Source organism: SAR202 cluster bacterium (assembly GCA_016872355.1).
In the GTDB taxonomy this organism is placed as follows: domain Bacteria; phylum Chloroflexota; class Dehalococcoidia; order Lucifugimonadales; family VGZY01; genus VGZY01.
The window spans coordinates 1-17,670 of record VGZY01000061.1 but is presented as its reverse complement, the minus strand read 5'-3'; the positions used below and the strand labels follow the sequence as shown (position 1 = coordinate 17,670).

Below are 17,670 nucleotides of genomic sequence, written 5' to 3'. Positions count from 1 at the left end.
CTCCTCGCCCAAGGATCGAAAGCCGGCTCCAGATCACCCTTGGAGATCGAGACTGATTCAACCAAAACCAGTCGTACTGACAAAATCACTGAGCAGTAAGACTGACAAAGTCATTGAGCATTGACAGAGTTTCAGTTGGCAAGCGCGAAGGGAATACCATGGCCACCCTGGCATCCAACAAATCGCGGCTTTTCAAGGGAATAGTCTTGCCGGCGCTTGCGGCAGTGGTGCCGCTGGCAATAGCCTTCGTGGGCGCGTTTATCGCGGGCGCGGGCTCGGGGGGGATCGTCGGCACCGTCGAAAGCTGGGCAGGGGCCTCCAGCAGGCTCATCCAGAACGATTTGGCCAGCGTGCTCCCGCTTGGCTACGCGTTCGGCGCGGGGATGGTCGCCACGGTGAACCCGTGCGGATTCGCGATGCTGCCCGCGTACCTCGCGCTCTACCTGGGCGCGAACTCACAGACGGAGACGCGCTCTCCCGCCGTGCAAAGACTGGGCCGGGCGCTCCTGGTCGGCGTTGTCGTCACCGCAGGGTTTGTCCTGCTCTTCGGCGTCGTGGGAGGGGTCATCAGCGCAGGGGCGCAGTCGATCAAGTTCGCGATTCCGTGGATCGGCCTCTGCATCGGCGTGCTGCTTGCCCTCGCGGGCGCGTGGCTGCTGAGCGGCGGGAAGCTGTACTCGGGCATCGCCGCGCGCGCAGCGTCACACATGGGCGACCCTTCGAGCGTCAGCGTTAAGGGGTACTTCCTCTTCGGGCTGAGCTACGCGACGGCGTCGCTGAGCTGCACGCTCCCGATATTCCTGGCGGTAATCGGCACCAGCCTCGCCACGGGCGGGTTCTGGAGCGCCGTGGGGCAGTTCATCGTGTACGCGCTCGGGATGGGGACGGTGATTCTCGTGCTGACGCTTGCAGTGGCTCTCTTCAGGGGCGCGACGGTGGGCGCGCTCCGCAAAGTCCTACCGTACACGCAGACTCTCAGCGCGGCCTTCATGATCCTGGCGGGAGCGTACATTGTCTTCTACTGGCTCACCGCCGGCGGCCTTGTGGAGAAGTTTTAGCCGCTACCGCCCGCGCTCGTCGCCCCATAGCATGATGTGCAGGCGCGTGGAGAACCTGAAGCCGCGACGGGCGCACTCCTCGGCCAGCCGCCGGCCGCGCTCCACAAGGACCGCGGCGGATGTCCCCTCCGGCATGAGTATCAGGCGGTCAGCGGGTATGCCAAGCTCCTTAGCAAGGCCGCAAACCTCTTCCATGTCTGCCGGCGTCACAACAACGAATTTGAAGTACGCCCTGCCCGTCTCCAGGAACGACTGAATCGCCTTCGGCACGATCGCCCGCTCGCGGCGGTTGCCGGAGCTTGCCAGCTTCGGAGAGACGTTCCATTGGGCCACTGCTCCCACCATCTCAGCAGACGGCGCCAGCGTACCGTTGGTCTCCACCTCGCACATCACGCCGCGCGCCTTCATGTCCGCCGCGAGAGGCCACAGCTCCTTTTGCTGGAGCAGCGGCTCGCCGCCCGTGATGACCAGCCTGTCGCATTTGTACGCGAGTATCCGCTCCGCGGCCTCGTCGCGCCCTATTGTCATGACCTCTTTGTCGAAGTCGAACGCGTCGAAGTCCCAGGTATAGCGGGTGTCGCACCACGTGCATGCCAGGTTGCACATCGCCAGGCGCATAAACACGGCGGGCAGGCCCATGCTCGCCCCCTCGCCCTGGATGCTGTGGAATATCTCCGGCCCGCCGCTGGGCTTTCGACTAACGCGAAGCATTGCCGTCCCCGGCCTTCCCCAACCGGACCAGCAGTGGGTCCGGCACGCCCGCCTCCACGAACCCCTTCGCCCTTAGCACGCAGCTATCGCACTGCCCGCAAGGCGAATCGCCGCCTTCGTAGCAGCTCCAGGTCAGGTCGATCGGCGCGTTCACCTCTCCAGCGAGTCGCACGATCTCCGCCTTGGAGAGATGGATGATGGGGGTCACGACATCGAAATTCACGCCGTACTGGGTCCCAAGCTTACTGCCGAAGCCGAGAGTACGCGCGACCTGCTCGAAGAACTCCGGGCGGCAGTCCGGGTAGCCGCTGAAGTCCACGGCGTTGGGCGCCATGTAGATTACTGCGCGCGTGACGCGGGCAGACTGCCCGCCGGTCTCTATTGCGTGCAGCACCTTGCTCTCAAGGTAAGCGGCGGCGAGCGAAATAAAAATCGTGTTGCGGAGCGGCACATACGTTATCGGTATGCTCGCGCCGATCTGCTCCGTCGTCGTCCCCTTCGGCACGGGGAATGCCTTGGGGTTGGTTAGCGCGGAATACCAGGCGACGTCCTTCAGGAAGGAGATATCTATCAGGCGATGCTCCACGCCCAGGCGCGCGGCGATCTCTGTCGCGCAGTCGGCCTCTTTGCTGTGGGTCTGGCCGTACCGGAATGTGAGCGCGGTCAGAGAATCGCAGCGGCTGCGGGCGTAAGCGGTCACCGTCGTAGAGTCCAGGCCGCCGGAGAGGAGCGAAACGCCGTGGATAGCCATTACTTCTGGTGCCGCACCGTCACTGTGGTGTGCAGCCCTCCGCGGACATTGTAGTCCAGGTGCACTTCCATGCGGAGCGGGCGGCACGCGTCAACAAGGTCCTTCAGAATTCGGTTCGCAGCGTGCTCCTGCACAATGCCGACGCTCGTGTAGGAGAGCAGGTAGTACTTGAGCGACTTCAGCTCCAGGCATAGCTGGTCCGGCACGTACTTGATCGTCAAAGTGCCGAAGTCCGGCAGGCCCGTCCACGGACACACGGCCGTAAACTCAGGCGAGTCGACGACGATCTCCGCCTCCTGGCCGGCGTATTCGTAGTCGAAAGCCATCAGGCACTCCTCGTCGACTGCGCTCTCCGGCTTCGTCTCGAAGCGCTTGTCGAGTGACCTGTACTTTTTCTGCAGAGTGTCGATCGCTGCCATCGGCCGTGTCCTTCGTGCTCGCTAATACCTGGGTTGCCAGATATCGTCACTTTATAATACAGTCTAGAGCCGGTACGGGTCGAGGGTTTGAGAAGCAGGCCACCAGCCGCCCAGGTAACCAAATGCCGTTTGACTCAAAAACACAAGCTGCGGCCATCGAAATCCGCGGCCTGACAAAGGCCTACGGCCGCACGATGGTGCTGCGCGGCCTCGATATGGATATTCCCTGGGGACAGGTCGTGACGGTCCTTGGCGCCAACGGCTCCGGAAAATCGACCCTGATGCGCATCCTGTCCTCCGTCACCCGGCCGGACGGCGGCGCGGTGCGCATAGGCGGCATGGACCTGGCTAAACATGGCCCGGCGCTCCGCCGGACGATCGGAGTCGTGTCGCACGATCCCCTGCTTTACAACGACATGTCGGGCTACGAGAACCTGAAGTTCTTCGGACGGATGTTCAGCCTGGACAGGCTGGACGAGCGCATCGCGGCAAACGCCGAGCGCCTGGCTATTACGCCACGGCTGCACCAGCGCGTCGGCACGCTGTCTCACGGCTGGCGCAAGCGCATCTCCATCGCCCGTGCGCTCCTCCACGACCCACTCCTGCTGCTCCTGGACGAGCCGGAAAGCGGACTGGACCAGTCGGCGCTGGGCGTTCTTGAGGGCATCATCCGTGACCGCTCCAATAGGGACCGCTCAATCATCATGACCACGCACAACCTGGAGCGCGGAATATCCATCGGCGACCAGGTGGCCATCTTCTCCCGGGGTGTCATCGCGTTCCAGCAGCCTGTGGCGGCCGCGGCCGCCGGCGCGGAGGGTATTCGAAGGGCATACTTTGAGCATGTGGGCGCCGCCCAGTGAAGCAGTACCTGGGCCCCATGGCGGCACTACTGTGGAAGGACATCCTGCTGGAGGCCCGCACCAAGGACATCGTGGTTGCGGTCCTCGTCTTCTCCCTGCTCGTCATCGTCATCTTCAACTTCGCCATCGATCCCACGCCCGCTACCATCGGACTCGTCGCCCCGGGCGTCCTGTGGGTCGCGTTTGTTTTCGGCGGCGTGCTGGGGATTACGCGCTCCTTCGCCCTCGAAAAGGACAACAACAGCATGCTTGCGCTGATGATGACGCCGGTCAGCCGCGACACCCTGTTTTACGGCAAGATGCTGGCAAACCTGATCTTCATGCTGCTCGTGGAGGCGCTGGCTTTCCCCGTCTTCGCCATACTGTTCAACTTTCCCCTCTTCGTATGGGAGCTCATCCCGGTGGCCTTCTTGTCGACACTGGGCATAGTAACCGTGGGCACGGTATTCTCGGCCATGGCGGTCAACACCCGCGCGCGGGAGGTCATGCTTCCGCTGCTCTTCCTCCCGGTAGTGCTCCCGGCAGTCATCGCCGCAGTGGAAATATCGGGCCTCGTGCTCCGCGGGGGGCCGTTCTCTGAGATCGCACCGTGGCTGCCGCTGCTGACGGCGTTCGACGCGGTGTTCCTGGTAGCAAGTCCGATCGCCTTCCATATGGTGGTGGAGGACTAGGGAGGGTACGGGGTACGGGGTACGGGGTACGGCCCCGATTCGAAGACTTCCCGATTCCCGCGAGTCATACGGGATCTGCGACATCGGGGTCCAAAGCGAGGTACGAAGAGAGTTTATGCGTCGGAAGTATGGAGGGTCAAATGGCTGAGCGTGTCTTCAGGGTAGCGATGGTGGGGGCGCGGGATATCGTCACACGCAGGGCGAAAGACGCTCCTCCATTCAGGAACGAGCTTATCCTCTCGCACCTTGCCGCGCTGGAGACGGTGCCGAACGCGGAGCTGGTAGCCATCTGCAGGAAGAACGCGGCGCTGCACACGGAGTTCCAACAGCGCTGGGGCGACAGGTGGCCCGGCGCGAAGCTCTATACAGACCACCGCGAGATGCTGGCAAAGGAGAGGCCGGACATCGTCGGCATCGCTACCCCGGACACTGTTCGCGAGGAGATCGTTCTGGACGCGGTGCGCGCGGGAGTCAAGGGCATCTTCCTGGAGAAGCCCATGGCGACCAGCGTGGAGGAAGCCGAGCGCATCGTTAAGGCCTGCGCTGATGCCGGTGTGCCTCTGAGCGTCAACCACGCGCGGCGCTGGTACCCGATATACAGCAAGGTCAGGGATACCGTGCGCTCCGGCGCAATCGGCCAGCTCAGCACAATCGTCGCCACCCTCGGCGGCGCCCGCGCGATGCTATTCCGGAACGGGCCGCACTTGCTGGACCTGGTATCGTACTTTGCGGAGTCGGACCCTGTCCTGGCCTCCGCGCGGCTGCAGCCCGGCTTCGAGCACTGGGACCGCTACATGGGCACGGGCGGGCTGGACGCCGCCAGCGAGCCCGGCGCGGACGGCCTTATCATCTATCGCAACGGCGTACGCGCGCACTACTGCGGCTCCAAGGACACCCTCGGGAGGTTTTCTCTCCACCTCGCTGGGCCGCTGGGCCGCATCACCGTCGATGACAACTTCGCACAGTTGGAAACGTCTGACCCAGCAACGAAGGAAACAATAACGCGTAATCTCCTCCCGCCGGCCTACCAGGTCCAGCGCTTCGCCGCCGGCTGGCAGGAGCTCGTGGATGTGGTCGAACACGGGGGCGCGCTGGTCAGCCCCGGCAGCGAGGCCATCAAGACCATTCGCATCATCTTCGCCTTCCTGCGCTCCAACCGCGACGGCTCGCGGCTGGTGGAGGTGTAGAGCATGCTCAGGCTCGCTCGAATGGCAAAATGCGGACTCTGGAAGCGCTTTCGTCAATCGTGAGCAACGCCCCTGCTTCCAGAGAACTTGCAAACTGACGAATCGCCTTTATTACGGATGCGCCAATCTTGCTCGGAAGCAGCGATTGGGACCTTACCTGTATGACACTCGGTCCCTCGGCGTGTGTAAGCGCCAGAAGTGTCGTGAAATCCAGATCGTTCGTGAAAACTATGTAGCGGTGATCGCGCTCCCAGGACATTATTCGTTCGTCGCTTTCCCGAGGGTCACCGATATGCGACCAGTGTTCAGCATACAGTCCATGGGCAAAGAAATATTCAACCCAATTGGGGAGTGAGATTCATATCAACAAGCAGCTTCATGCCGCTTCCAGGGGCACTTCGAACTCCTCAGACCGCCAGGCCGCGTAGGCCAAGGCCTCATGGATATCATCTTCCTCGAGATACGGGTAGGCTTGCATCACCTCTCTGGTTGAGTGACCCGCCGCCAGCAACCCCACGACTGTGCCAACAGTCACCCGCATCCCGCGGATGCATGGCTTCCCGCCCATCACCGATGGATTCATAGTTATTCGCGTGCGCTGTGTCATGAGTCACCTCTTGCGCCCGCGCTACGCTACAGGAGCAGTCTAGCATAACCTTAGCGCTCGATCTCTGACTCCGGCACGATGGACTTGTCTTTCGGGTAATAGCCGATGGTCTTGCGGCCATTCTCCACGTCGTACAGCAGCCAGTTGGAGTCCGAGACGCCGAAGACGCGCTCGTGCTTGCCGCCTCTGTATTTGATCGCAGCCTCAAAGACCGCCACACAGTCCCGGTGGCTGAGAATGTGCGGGTGGTTCAGCTCCTGCTCCTCCGGGTCGATGCTGCCAATGCGCACCGACACCACGCTCAGCCCGTATCGCGACGAATACATGTCCCCGAACCCCTCGCCGACAACTTTCGTGATTGTGTAGAAGTCCGACGGTTGCCACAGCATGTCCGCCGTGCGGGTGACGGACCTCGGAATCCGCTTCCAGGGAAACAGCCCTCCCCTGCTCGCGAACGCTATCGTCGTCACACCGTTGACCCGAGACGACTCGAACACGTTGTACGTGCCGGTTATGGACTGCATCGGGTACTCGAACTCCTTACCGCGCACGTTGGTGAGGTGAATCACTGCGTCCATGCCGGCAGTAGCCCGCGCAACCGTGGCGTAGTCCGTAACATCTCCCTCAACGGTGTCAGTGAGCAGCTGCATCGGAGACCTGTCCAGGCCGCGAAGCTCGTACTTTCCCAGGAATGCTTTCGTCAGAATTCTTCCTATCGTCCCCGCTGCGCCGGTTATCAAGACCTTCATAGCGTGGCCTCGTTTCGCTGGAGGAATTGCTTCGAATAATGTGTGTGTCGACAAATACTTTAGCGACACGTATCATTTGCAGTATCTCAGCCGTCCGATATCTTACATTACGCCCGGCGGTTATTCACCCGATGACGACACCCGCCCCAGCCGGCTACTTCAGCGTCAATGCATCCAAACGGTCCGCTCCTCCCGAGTGGGCGCTGTTGCAGCGCCGCCTCATGGAGGCCGCGGAGCAGGGCGCCGAAGCGCTCGTTGCGAAGTACCAGGAGCGCGGAGGCTCGCTGTACTACGGCGATTGCGTCGACGACCTTTACGAGCGCTTCTGCAACTGGGGGCTCTTCTACTCACTCGGTGGAAGCGAACGGGTGCTCGAGCTTGCACTGTCATCGTGGAACGCCATAACCCGCTACAACGACGACGGCATCGTCCACCGCAAGAAGCACCCCTATTTCAACCACGGCTGCGCTCGGCGCAAATACAACCAGCAGCTCCACACCGAGTACTACAACAAGCAGACCCAGTCCGGCGCCGGCTCGGCTGAATGGCACCACATGGGCGAGGGAAACCAGGCCTTCTACGGCTTCGGCCTTGCGGACCCCACAATCTCCGAAAACGTCCGGCGGGCGCGCCGGTTCGCCGCCATGTTCATCGGTGAAGACCCCGAGGCGCCCAACTTCGACGTCGGCCGCAACCTCTTCCGCTCTCCAATCCAGACCAGCGAAGGGCCGTTCATCGACGGGAGCGTGGAAAAAGCTGTCTAGTGGCTCCAGGGCGGCGACCCGGTCCGCCCCATGGGCACGGACGGCGTCAGGGCCTCCATACACCCACTCGTCAGGGACGCGGCGCCGGGCTGGGAGAATATCCCCGGCCTGCGGGAGCGCGTCGTCGATGCCCTGGAGAAGACGGTTCTGCGTTGCGATACGCCCCACAGCCTCGCGGCAACGTCGCTCGTCACAAACGCTTACCTGTACACCGGCGACGAGAAGTACCGGCAATGGGTGCTGCGGTACGTGGAAGGCTGGATGGACCGCGTAAAGCTGAACGGCGGCATCATCCCGGACAACGTTGGCTGGGGCGGTAAGGCAGGCGAATACCGTGGCGGCCAGTGGTGGGGCGGCATGTACGGTTGGGGTAGCTACATCGGCTACAAGAACCTCTTCCAGGCCATCACAGCCGGCGCGGAGAACGCCCTCCTGCTCACGGGCGATATGGGATACCTGGACCTAATCCGTTCCCAGATCAATGTGCTTCTGGAGCGCGGCAAGCAGGTCGGGGACCCTTCCCTGCCCGTAGAGTCCGAGGCCCCTACCCTCAAGTCAAAGAAGAACAAGTCCGCCCAGTGGAGCGAGGGCGAGCTTCTTTGCCCTTCCCGCCACGGCGCGGCAGGATGGAGCAACTACGCGCCCCTCAAGGTCAAAGAGGCCGTCCACGTCTGGAGCGCGTCGATGGCAAAATCGGACTATGACCTCGTCAGCTACCTCCGAGACGGCGACAGGGCGTCCGACTGGAATAGCCCGCCGTAAGAAAACGACCGGGTCAAAGGCCCCGGCGAGGTGGAAAAGGCGCGCTTCAACTACTACGACGGCCGCAACCCCGGCTGGCCGGTGAGGGCACTTTCCGCGGACCTTCAGGACGTGCTGGAGAACCATCGCGCATGCGTTGAGGATGCTCGGGAAGTAGAGACGATTATCACGGAGAACGAGGAGCCGGAAAACGCAATCTGCACCAAGGCCCTGGTGCAGACTATGCTGGGCGCTCCGTCAACCATCTACAACGGCGGCCTGCTCCAGGCGCGCGTCCGGTATTTCGATGCAGTGAGGCAACGCCCCGGCCTGCCGAAAGATGTGGGCGCACTTGTAGAAACGCTGACTGCGGATACAATCGTATTGACCCTGGCCAATATCTCGTGGGAGACCTCTGCGGATGTTGTGGTCCAGGCCGGCGGCTTCGGCGAGCACCAGTTCAAGGAAGTCTGCTATGATGCCGGGAATAATGGCGTGCGCCGCGTGCCGCTGGACTCGCGCTATGTCACCGTGCACCTCCCGCCGTCAACGTCAATACGGTTGGAGCTCAAGCAACAAAGGTGCGTCAACAGGCCGTCGTACTCGTTCCCGTGGCACAACGGCCATATTCCGGTCCCATTCCAGTAGTACAAACCCCAGGAGGGAGAAATGACGGATCGCGCTCTTTACGCACACCTCATGCGCCGGGCAGGATTCGGCGCTAGTATTGAAGAGCTGGACGCGCTGACCAAGAAACCCTACGAGGAGGTTGTGGAAGACCTTCTGAATCCTGAGCGCTTCCCCGACGATGAGAACCGCGACATCATTTACCGCTTCCACGGCGACGGCACCCGCGGCTACGGCCGGCTCTGGTGGCACCGCATGCTTAGCTCCAAGCGCCCGCTCGAGCAGCGGATGTTTGTCTTCTGGCACTACGTCTTCGCCACCGGCTCTTCAAAGGGCAACAACCAGTACCCAATGTTCCAGCAGTTCGAAAAGTTCCGAAAGCACGGCATGGGAGACCTCCGCACCCTGCTGGTAGAGCTTTCGCGCGACCCTATGATGATCTTCTGGCTGGACAATAACGAGAACCTCAAGGACGAGCTCAACGAGAACTACGGCCGCGAGCTCCTGGAGCTCTTCTCCATGGGCGTCGGCAACTATACAGAGGACGACGTCAAAGCGGCCGCGCAGGCTTTCACAGGCTGGACGTTCGAGCAGCACATGCTGGAGATATCGTCCCGCGACCAGGGCTACCCGGCCGCTTTCAGGTTCGACTCCCGCAACCACAACTACGAGATGAAGACATTCCTCGGAGAGACCGGCCGATTCAACGGCGAGGACGTCGTCGATATCATCGCCCGCCAGCCGGCCACTGCCCGCTTCATCGCCCGCCAGATGTACGCGTTCTTCGTCGCGGACGAGCCCGCGGTGGCCGCCTGGAACGAGATCCCACCGAGCAACCCGGAGGCGATCGACGCGCTGGTCAAGGCGTACTTCGCGTCCAACGGCAGCATCAAAGAGATGCTCCGCGTGCTGTTCAATTCGGACTTCTTCAAGAACGCCCAGTTTGCGCGGGTCAAGATGCCGCTCGATCTCATAATGAACCTCCAGAAGCTGGTCGGTGACGCGAGCCTGATAGACCCCGGCTTCGGCGCTAAGAACACCATGGGCGGCATGGGCCAGTCCATAGGCAACCCGCAGACCGTGGAAGGCTGGCCGCGGGGCGTCGGCTGGATCGATGGCGGTACCCTGAACACACGCGTTAACACCGCCGTCGAGATGCTTGACGATATCAACAAGCCAGGGCTGGCGCAGATATACTCCCGCCTCGCCAAAATGGGACCGTTGAGCCCACGCCAGCTAGTGGACAAGTGCATCGAATACATCGGGCCCGCCCCCCTTGGGGAGGCCACGCTACGCGGCCTTATGCGCCACGCGGAGGCACGGGGCACGGTAGACTTTTCCGACGAGTCGAAGCGGCAGCAGAACGGCGACCACCTGCTCAAGATGCTCCAGCTGACAGCAGCCACGAGGGAATACCAGCTGAGTTGATAATTATGAATTATGAAGTATGAATGATGAATGTTCGATCCGAAGGACTTCACTTCATACTTAATAATTCATCCTTCATAATTCATCATTTGCCTGGAGGTCCAGATGTCTCGCCCTTACGCCATACTTCGCGCAGGCTTTCCGTATCACAAGACTATCGGCGCACGGCAACGCACCGTCCTGCCGAACGATCTGACTATCGCGCCGGACGGGACAATCTACACCCTCTGCCGCGGCACGTCGTACGGCAAGGGCGGGCCGGGCCCCATCTACATCACTAACCTGGAAGATGAGTACATCGGCAGCTTCGGTTGGCAAGGAAAGCGCGACCCCCTTGGCCACGCCCAGATGCACTGGCCGTGCCAGATTGCAATCGACGGCAGGGGCCTGCTGTACGTCTCGGACCAGGCGCAGGACTTCATCCAGGTATTCACGCGGGACGGCCACTACCTGCACCGCTTCGGCGGAGAGGGCAGCCCCGGCCCCGGCAGGTTCAACCGCCCATCGGGCCTTGCCGTGGACGCTGAGGACAATGTGTACGTGGACGACTCTCTCAACCACCGCATACAGAAATTCGACAAGGACGGGCGGTTTATCTCAATGTTCGGCTCGCTCGGCTCGGAGCCAGGCCAGTTCAACATGCCCTGGGGTATCCACGTGGACAGCGAGAACGATGAGATCCACGTGGCAGACTGGCGCAACGACCGCGTCCAGGTCTTCGATATGAACTGGGAGTTCCAGTTCCAGTTCGGAGAGTCCGGCAGCGGCAAAGGGCAGTTCAACCGGCCGACCGGCATAGCCGTGGATAAAGACGGCGATATCTACGTTTGCGACTGGGGCAACAGCAGGGTGCAGCTATTCGACAAGACGGGACGCTACATCCAGCAGTTCCTTGGCGACGCCACGCTCTCCAAGCAGGAGATCGAGGTATTCCTCCGCCGCCGCTCCATGAAGCAGCTGCGGCTACGTATCGAGGCGGACAACGAGCAAGAGAAGCTCTTCGCAGGCCCCAGGTCCGTTCGGGTGGACTCCAAGGGCCACATGTTCGTTGTTGAGGCCGACCACTACCGCGTCCAGGTGTATAAGAAGCAGGCCATCCACATGACAGAGCTGGACGTGGCGCCGCCCCTCAAAGTCCCCACGATGAACCAGAACTAGAGGGCCTTGCGGGCAAGCGGCTGGACCGGCAGGAGTAACCTTAGCTTGGCTACCGACATCACGACAAGGCTGAAGCGGGGCGACACGCTTGTCCTGGACGGCGCAACCAAGACCGAGCTTCGCCGCCGCGGTGTGACGGACACACTCAAAGGCCAAGAGCTGCAGCGCAAGGGCGCCAGCTTCAAGCCAACGACGGCGAACATCGATGCCCCGGAGCGGGTACAGGAGCTCCACGAGGACTACGTCCGGGCCGGCGCGGACATCATAACGACCAACACCTTCAATAGCAGCCCCTCCAAGATCAGGCTTCGGGGCATGGCCCACCTGGCCGACCGCTTCGAAGAGATCAACCGCGTCGCCGTCGAAATCGCGATGCGGGCCAGGGCCGCCTCGAACCCCAAGTCGTATGTCGCGGGCAGCATTCCGCCGCCGCTTCGGGAGATCGACGAGGCCCGGAAAGCCATTGACGTCGCCGACCAGGCGCGCGTGCTGGCGGCCTCCGGCGTCGACCTCATCATGCTGGAGTACAACGGCAGCGTACGGGAGTGCGTGACCGCGCTCACCGCCGTAGCAGCTCTGAAGCTCGACCTGCCGGTATTTCTGGGCATCCGGAAGGCCACCGCCGACGGGTCTCTGTCCACCGGCGAGTCGTTCCAGGAACTTGCGTCAGCCATCAAAGGGCTACCGGTGGACGCCGTGCTGGTCATGTGCAGCCTGCCCGACAACACGTCCGCCGCCTTGCAGCTGCTCCGCAACGCCTACTCCGGCCCCATCGGCGCGTACCCGAACGCGGAGCACGACGATAACTACACCCCGCCGGTCCACTCCCGCTACGCCCGCGAATGGCTCTCCATGGGCGCGCAAATCGTCGGCGGCTGCTGCGGCACCACGCCTGAGCACATCGCCGCCCTGCGCCCTGTTCTCAAGCCGGTCGCCATCTGAACCTCCGCGCCCATACGCGCATCTCATTCAATGACCGCTGGCACTCACTGCCGTATTATCGTATACTTTCCGAATGCGGAGACCCGAATTGGACGTTATGAAGTCCTTCCAGGCTACATGTACGCGGCGTCACTATTAGAAGCCACGTAAGGTGCCGCGCGAAAAGACGATGCGGCAATCGGGCCAAAATCACTGAGCGCTCCCCGGGACTACCTTGCGTGTAGCGGCGGAGCGCTTACTTTTGTGTGGAGGATAACGAATGACTACCCCAAGCGTGCTGTCCCCTTACCAGGTCAAGAGGTACAGCCGCCACATCATCATGCCCCAGGTGGGCAGCAAGGGCCAGCGCAAGCTGCTCGACTCGAAGGTGCTCATCATCGGCGCGGGCGGCCTCGGCTCGCCGGTCGCCGTCTACCTCGCCCTCGCGGGCGTGGGTACGCTCGGCATCGTGGACTACGATACCGTCGACCTCTCTAACCTTCAGCGCCAGATCCTGCACCACGATAGCGATATCGGCCGCAAGAAGGTTGACTCCGCGCGGGACACGCTCAAATCGTACAACCCCGGCGTGAACGTCATCGCCCACGAGCAGCCGATCACGTCCGATAACGCGATGGAGATCTTCAAGAACTACGACGTGATAATCAACGGCGCAGACAACTTCCCCGCCCGTTACCTGGTGAACGACGCCGCCTACCTGAGCGGCAAGCCGCTGGTGGACGGCAGCATCCTGATCTTCGACGGCCAGGCCACAGTGTACATCCCCGGCAAGGGCTGCTACCGCTGCGTGTTCCCCGAGCCCCCGCCCCCGGGCGAGGTCCCCAGCTGCGCCGAGGCCGGCGTGCTGGGCATGCTTCCGGGCCTCGTCGGCAGTATCCAGGCCGTTGAGACGGTCAAGCTCCTGACGGGCATAGGCGATTCGCTATCCGGCCGCCTGCTGCTCATCGACGCGCTTAGCATGGAGTTCCGCACGCTCAAGGTGCGCCGCAATCCAAACTGCCCGCTCTGCGGCGACAACCCCACCGTGAAGGAGCTCATCGACTACGAAGTCTTCTGCGGCGTCACGGTAATGGCGCCGGGCTAACACACATTCCAAGGAGGACCACATGCCCGCAAAGGTAGCGCATCCTGAATCTCTCGTTGACACCGACTGGGCGGCCCAGCGCCTTAACGACCCGAAGGTCGCGCTCGTCGAGGTGGACGTAGACACGATGGCCTACGACCAGGGCCATGCGCCCGGCGCCATCGGCTGGAACTGGACGACGCAGCTCAACGACACGCTGCGACGCGACATCCTGAGCAAGGAGCAGCTGCAGAAGCTCCTCTCCGAGTCCGGCATCGCGCCGGACACTACAATCGTTCTCTACGGCGATAACAATAACTGGTTCGCAACCTACGCCTTCTGGCAGCTCAAGATGTTCGGCCACAAGGATGTCAAAATCATGAACGGCGGCCGTAAGAAGTGGCTCGCCGAGAAGCGCCCCGTATCCACGGACCGGCCGGCCCGCGCAAAAACTGCGTACACGGCGGGCGGCGCCGACCGCTCCATCCGCGCGACGCGCGACGAGGTGCTCCAGGTCGCCGCGGGCAAGAAAAAGGCCGCGCTCGTGGACGTGCGCGCCCCGGCGGAGTATAAGGGCGAGCTCCTCGCCCCCGCCAACCTGCCGCAGGAGGGCGCCCAGCGCGGCGGCCACATCCCCGGCGCGGCGAACATCCCCTGGGCGCAGGCCGTGAACGACGCCGACGGCACCTTCAAGTCCGTAGAGGACCTCCAGAAGCTCTACGCGGACAAGGGGATCACGCCGGACAAGGACACCATTGCCTACTGCCGCATCGGCGAGCGCTCGTCCCACACCTGGTTCGTACTGAGCCAGATACTCGGCTACAAGAACGTCAAGAACTACGACGGCTCCTGGACCGAGTACGGCAGCATCGTAGGCGCGCCGATAGAGAAGTAGAGACAGCTCTGTCATAAACGCGGGAGGCCCAGCCGATTGAGGCTGGGCCTCCCGCCCCCTCTTCGTAGGGGCGCACAGCAGTGCGCCCGTCATTGTTGACAGCAACGGTAACCGTAGGCAAGACACGGGCGCACTGCTGTGCGCCCCTACGACATCCTGCCTCCTCCTTCTTCCCGTACCCTGTACCTTGCTCTGGACCCCGATGAGTCTTCGAATCGGGGCCGTACCCGTCCCCGGCCTTGCTACTTCCCCGTGTGCGCGTATCATATACTGGTGCCCGTAAACCTCCACTACCGGACGTGACTGCCCCATGGTGAACCTCGCCGCAGAAAACCCCCACCGCAACGGCTCGGACATCGCGCATACCGTCTGCGTAATACTGGCCGGCGGCAAGGGCACCCGCATGGCGTCCAAGGACCGACACAAGGCCTGCTTCCCCATCGGCGGCATCCCTGCCATCGTCCGCGCCATCGATACCTACAAGAAGGCTGGCCTGCGCCGGTTCATCGTCGTCGTGGGCCAGATGGCGGACCAGGTGATGTCTACCGTCGCGCCGAGCCACCCGGACGTCACGTTCGTTTACCAGGCCAACCCGCGCGGCACCGGACACGCAACGTCGATCGCCGCCGAAGCCCTCGCCGCGCAGGGCTACCAGGGCAACGTGATCGTCCTCATGGGCGACAAGGTCACGCGTCCCGAGGTTATCCGCCGCTTCCACTACCAGTTCGTCCACAGCCACACTGACCTGATGGTCACCACCGTCCCGCCAAAGCCGCAGACGACCGGCGGCCGCGTCATTGTGGACGAGACGGGCGCGGCGCTGGGCATCGTGGAGCTGGCGGATATCCGCCGCGCGGAGCAGTTCGGCGCAAAGATCCACGTCGGCAACATCGATCTCACCGCAGCCGAGGTGGAGCAGCGCAGCGTCGGCATCAACGCATCCATGTACGGCTACCGCTTCTCCGCGCTGCAGGACGCCCTCAGGCACCTGAAATCGGACAACGCCCAGGCAGAGGTCTACATCACGGACACGGTGCAGTACCTGGCCGCCCGCGGACGCGTCGCCGTGAACCGCATCCAGGACCCGACCGACCTCATGTCGTTCGACACCCCAGCCGACCTTCTCGCCATTGAGGAGGTCGTCAGCAAGCGCGAGCGCCCCGCGCCCGTTGCCGTCGCGCTCGAAGAGTCGCTCGGCCCCCGGGCGTACAAGAGCATCCGCCAGTGGATAGAAGCGCTCACCGCTAACGGCCCGGGCCTTGCCGAGGAGATGCGCGACACCTACGGCCCGGACGTCGCCTTCCACGAGGACCGCCGCCGGGCGATGCTCGCGCTCCTGGAGCACGCCGCGAAGTCGATGGGCCTCGAGCGCCGCGTCATCCTCTGCCGCGCCCCCGGCCGCGTGAACCTGATGGGCCGCCACGTGGACCACCGGGGCGGCTACGTGAACGTGATGGCCATCAGTCGCGAGGTGCTCATGGTCGCCGCGCCTCGCAGCGACGACACGGTAACGATCACCAACACGGACAGGGAGCGGTTCCCCGACCGCGAGTTCCGAATCAGCGATCTTCTCTACGAGGCAAGCTGGTCGGACTGGATGGACTTCATGGACTCGCGCACCGTGCGGCAAGTGCTGGACGCCGCGCCGGGCGACTGGAGCCACTACGCCCGCGCTCCCCTGCTCCGCCTGCAGTACAAGTACAGCGGCCTGCGCGTGAAGGGCATGGACTGCGTCGTCACCGGGAACATACCCATGGCCGCCGGCCTCTCCTCCAGCTCAGCGCTCGTCGTCGCCTTCGCGGAGGCGGCCGTCGCGCTCAACGGCCTCAGCGTGGGCATGCGCGACTTCGTGGACCTGTGCGGCCAGGGGGAGTGGTTTGTGGGGTCGCGAGGCGGCAGCGCGGACCACGCCGCCATCCGCACCAGCAAGGTCGGCAACGTCTCCCGCATCGGCTTCTTCCCCTTCCGCATCGAGGGCGAGACTCCCTTCCCGGACGAACTGAAGCTGGTGATCGTCTACAGCGGCCAGCAGGCGCAGAAGACCGTGGGCGCGCGCGATATCTTCAACCAGCGCGTCGCCTGCTACCAGATCGCCGAGCGCCTCCTCCGCCACACCTGGCCCGCCGCCGCCGCGATGCAGCACCTGCGGGACATCGTGCCGGACAGGCTCGGCGTCGCCGCCGCGGACGTCTACCGCGCCCTCGCCCGCCTGCCGGACAACGTCACCCGCGACCAGGTCCGCGAGCTCATGCCGGAGAAGTACAGGCCGGACCTGGACAAGATCTTCTCCAGCCACAAGGACCAGGGCGAGTACGATATCCGCGGCGTCGCCCTCTACGGCATCGCCGAGTGCATGCGCTCCGACCGCTTCTCCGCGCTCCTGCGCGAGGGCGACAAGCAGGCCATCGGCCGCCTCATGAAGCTCAGCCACGACGGCGACCGCGTCTGGTCCTGCCCGCCGGGCAAGGCGCCCGCGCCATTCCGCCTCAACACGGACGACGCCACGCTCGCGCGTCTGGCGCAGTCGAACGCCGACCTGGTCTCGCAGCCCGGCCGCTACGCCTGCAGCACAAAGACCATCGACGGCCTCGTGGACCTTGCCAACACTGTGGAAGGCGTCATCGGCGCCCAGCTCTCCGGCGCAGGACTGGGCGGCTGCATGATGATCCTCGTCCGCGCAAACGCCATGGACCGCCTCATGTCCACCCTCCGCGCCTCCGCCCAGGACCCGGACAAGTTCATGTCCGGCGTCTACGTCTGCCAACCGGTAGCTGGCGCAGGCCTGATAAAGGCATGAGCGTGCTGCCCCATATGGGACGGAGAGAGTGTCGATTGTTCCGCCTCGCTCCCCTCGTGGCTTTGTTTCTCCCCCTCAGGGGCCCCGATTCCATCGGGGTGGCTGACAGAGAGGGCGTTGCCTTCGGATCGACGGCTCTTCCTCCTCTCCCCGAGGAGACCTTTGCATAACCCGGGGTAGAGGCGATAATCATACCTGTGCGAGGAAGATATAGCAAAATGGAGTGAGCCATGCGCCGC

General features: G+C 63.1%; 15 protein-coding genes and 2 pseudogenes. 11 read left to right on the top strand and 6 right to left on the bottom strand.

The features are described 5' to 3' along the window. The first annotated feature begins 383 nt into the window (after positions 1-383). Positions 384-1,058: a cytochrome c biogenesis protein CcdA gene (locus tag FJ319_11595; GenBank protein ID MBM3934922.1), complete on the top strand. Its 675-nt coding sequence runs from the start codon at positions 384-386 to the stop codon at positions 1,056-1,058. 3 nt (positions 1,059-1,061) lie between these two features. Here the strand turns inward: FJ319_11595 and FJ319_11590 are convergent, their stop codons facing one another. From FJ319_11590 to queF, 3 genes are read right to left on the bottom strand one after another with little or no spacing between them, the layout of a single operon-like run. Further along, on the bottom strand, positions 1,062-1,769 hold the full coding sequence (locus tag FJ319_11590; GenBank protein ID MBM3934921.1) for a 7-carboxy-7-deazaguanine synthase QueE: 708 nt from the start codon (positions 1,767-1,769) through the stop codon (positions 1,062-1,064). Next, entirely contained in the window at positions 1,756-2,520 is a 765-nt protein-coding gene (queC, locus tag FJ319_11585) for a 7-cyano-7-deazaguanine synthase QueC (GenBank protein MBM3934920.1), read from the bottom strand. Before queC ends, FJ319_11590 begins: the two co-directional genes overlap by 14 nt. Further along, positions 2,520-2,939 carry an NADPH-dependent 7-cyano-7-deazaguanine reductase QueF gene (gene queF / locus FJ319_11580; GenBank protein MBM3934919.1) on the bottom strand — a complete coding sequence of 140 codons (420 nt, stop codon included), beginning with the start codon at positions 2,937-2,939 and terminating at the stop codon, positions 2,520-2,522. Before queF ends, queC begins: the two co-directional genes overlap by 1 nt. A 122-nt stretch (positions 2,940-3,061) precedes the next feature. On the opposite strand from queF, the gene FJ319_11575 reads away from it, so the two are divergent. The 3 genes from FJ319_11575 (at position 3,062) to FJ319_11565 (ending at position 5,660) form a co-directional block, all read left to right on the top strand. Further along, positions 3,062-3,802 carry an ABC transporter ATP-binding protein gene (locus FJ319_11575; GenBank protein MBM3934918.1) on the top strand — a complete coding sequence of 247 codons (741 nt, stop codon included), beginning with the start codon at positions 3,062-3,064 and terminating at the stop codon, positions 3,800-3,802. Next, positions 3,799-4,473 (top strand): heme ABC transporter permease CcmB, encoded by a 675-nt coding sequence (locus FJ319_11570; GenBank protein ID MBM3934917.1) that lies wholly within the window; start codon positions 3,799-3,801, stop codon positions 4,471-4,473. Before FJ319_11575 ends, FJ319_11570 begins: the two co-directional genes overlap by 4 nt. Before the next feature lie 128 nt (positions 4,474-4,601). Further along, positions 4,602-5,660, top strand: a complete 1,059-nt coding sequence (locus tag FJ319_11565; protein MBM3934916.1) for a Gfo/Idh/MocA family oxidoreductase — start codon at positions 4,602-4,604, stop codon at positions 5,658-5,660. Positions 5,661-5,667: 7 nt separating this feature from the next. On the opposite strand, the pseudogene FJ319_11560 reads toward FJ319_11565, so the two are convergent. From FJ319_11560 to FJ319_11550, 3 genes and pseudogenes are all read right to left on the bottom strand, one after another. Further along, positions 5,668-6,040: pseudogene (locus tag FJ319_11560) on the bottom strand (hypothetical protein). Then, complete coding sequence (locus FJ319_11555) at positions 6,037-6,267, bottom strand: DUF433 domain-containing protein (protein ID MBM3934915.1); 231 nt, start codon at positions 6,265-6,267, stop codon at positions 6,037-6,039. The pseudogene FJ319_11560 and the gene FJ319_11555 overlap by 4 nt, the downstream one beginning before the upstream one ends. A 50-nt stretch (positions 6,268-6,317) precedes the next feature. Next, the gene (locus tag FJ319_11550; GenBank protein ID MBM3934914.1) at positions 6,318-7,016 is read right to left on the bottom strand and encodes an NAD(P)-dependent oxidoreductase; all 699 of its coding nucleotides are present in this window, start codon (positions 7,014-7,016) and stop codon (positions 6,318-6,320) included. A 131-nt stretch (positions 7,017-7,147) separates the two neighbouring features. On the opposite strand from FJ319_11550, the pseudogene FJ319_11545 reads away from it, so the two are divergent. The 7 genes and pseudogenes from FJ319_11545 (at position 7,148) to FJ319_11515 (ending at position 17,431) form a co-directional block, all read left to right on the top strand. After that, positions 7,148-9,169, top strand: a pseudogene (locus FJ319_11545) (hypothetical protein). 21 nt (positions 9,170-9,190) lie between these two features. Then, complete coding sequence (locus FJ319_11540; GenBank protein MBM3934913.1) at positions 9,191-10,576, top strand: DUF1800 domain-containing protein; 1,386 nt, start codon at positions 9,191-9,193, stop codon at positions 10,574-10,576. Positions 10,577-10,681: 105 nt separating this feature from the next. Continuing rightward, a complete protein-coding gene (locus FJ319_11535) occupies positions 10,682-11,734 on the top strand; it encodes a 6-bladed beta-propeller (GenBank protein MBM3934912.1) in 1,053 nt (350 codons plus the stop codon). Between the two features lie 6 nt (positions 11,735-11,740). Next, positions 11,741-12,676, top strand: coding sequence for a homocysteine S-methyltransferase family protein (locus FJ319_11530; GenBank protein ID MBM3934911.1), 936 nt, complete (start codon positions 11,741-11,743; stop codon positions 12,674-12,676). Positions 12,677-12,935: 259 nt separating this feature from the next. Beyond that, positions 12,936-13,760: a molybdopterin-synthase adenylyltransferase MoeB gene (gene moeB, locus FJ319_11525; GenBank protein MBM3934910.1), complete on the top strand. Its 825-nt coding sequence runs from the start codon at positions 12,936-12,938 to the stop codon at positions 13,758-13,760. Between the two features lie 22 nt (positions 13,761-13,782). Continuing rightward, positions 13,783-14,634, top strand: a complete 852-nt coding sequence (locus FJ319_11520; GenBank protein ID MBM3934909.1) for a sulfurtransferase — start codon at positions 13,783-13,785, stop codon at positions 14,632-14,634. A gap of 310 nt (positions 14,635-14,944) precedes the next feature. After that, positions 14,945-17,431: a hypothetical protein gene (locus tag FJ319_11515; GenBank protein MBM3934908.1), complete on the top strand. Its 2,487-nt coding sequence runs from the start codon at positions 14,945-14,947 to the stop codon at positions 17,429-17,431. Positions 17,432-17,670 lie beyond the last annotated feature (239 nt).

Coding starts and splice junctions, on each gene's coding strand:
- FJ319_11595 (MBM3934922.1), top strand. CDS start 384: ATGGTCGCCACGGTGAACCCGTGCGGATTCGCGATGCTGCCCGCGTAC.
- FJ319_11590 (MBM3934921.1), bottom strand. CDS start 1,769: ATGCTTCGCGTTAGTCGAAAGCCCAGCGGCGGGCCGGAGATATTCCAC.
- queC (MBM3934920.1), bottom strand. CDS start 2,520: ATGGCTATCCACGGCGTTTCGCTCCTCTCCGGCGGCCTGGACTCTACG.
- queF (MBM3934919.1), bottom strand. CDS start 2,939: ATGGCAGCGATCGACACTCTGCAGAAAAAGTACAGGTCACTCGACAAG.
- FJ319_11575 (MBM3934918.1), top strand. CDS start 3,062: ATGCCGTTTGACTCAAAAACACAAGCTGCGGCCATCGAAATCCGCGGC.
- FJ319_11565 (MBM3934916.1), top strand. CDS start 4,602: ATGGAGGGTCAAATGGCTGAGCGTGTCTTCAGGGTAGCGATGGTGGGG.
- FJ319_11555 (MBM3934915.1), bottom strand. CDS start 6,267: ATGACACAGCGCACGCGAATAACTATGAATCCATCGGTGATGGGCGGG.
- FJ319_11550 (MBM3934914.1), bottom strand. CDS start 7,016: ATGAAGGTCTTGATAACCGGCGCAGCGGGGACGATAGGAAGAATTCTG.
- FJ319_11540 (MBM3934913.1), top strand. CDS start 9,191: ATGACGGATCGCGCTCTTTACGCACACCTCATGCGCCGGGCAGGATTC.
- FJ319_11535 (MBM3934912.1), top strand. CDS start 10,682: ATGTCTCGCCCTTACGCCATACTTCGCGCAGGCTTTCCGTATCACAAG.
- moeB (MBM3934910.1), top strand. CDS start 12,936: ATGACTACCCCAAGCGTGCTGTCCCCTTACCAGGTCAAGAGGTACAGC.
- FJ319_11520 (MBM3934909.1), top strand. CDS start 13,783: ATGCCCGCAAAGGTAGCGCATCCTGAATCTCTCGTTGACACCGACTGG.
- FJ319_11515 (MBM3934908.1), top strand. CDS start 14,945: ATGGTGAACCTCGCCGCAGAAAACCCCCACCGCAACGGCTCGGACATC.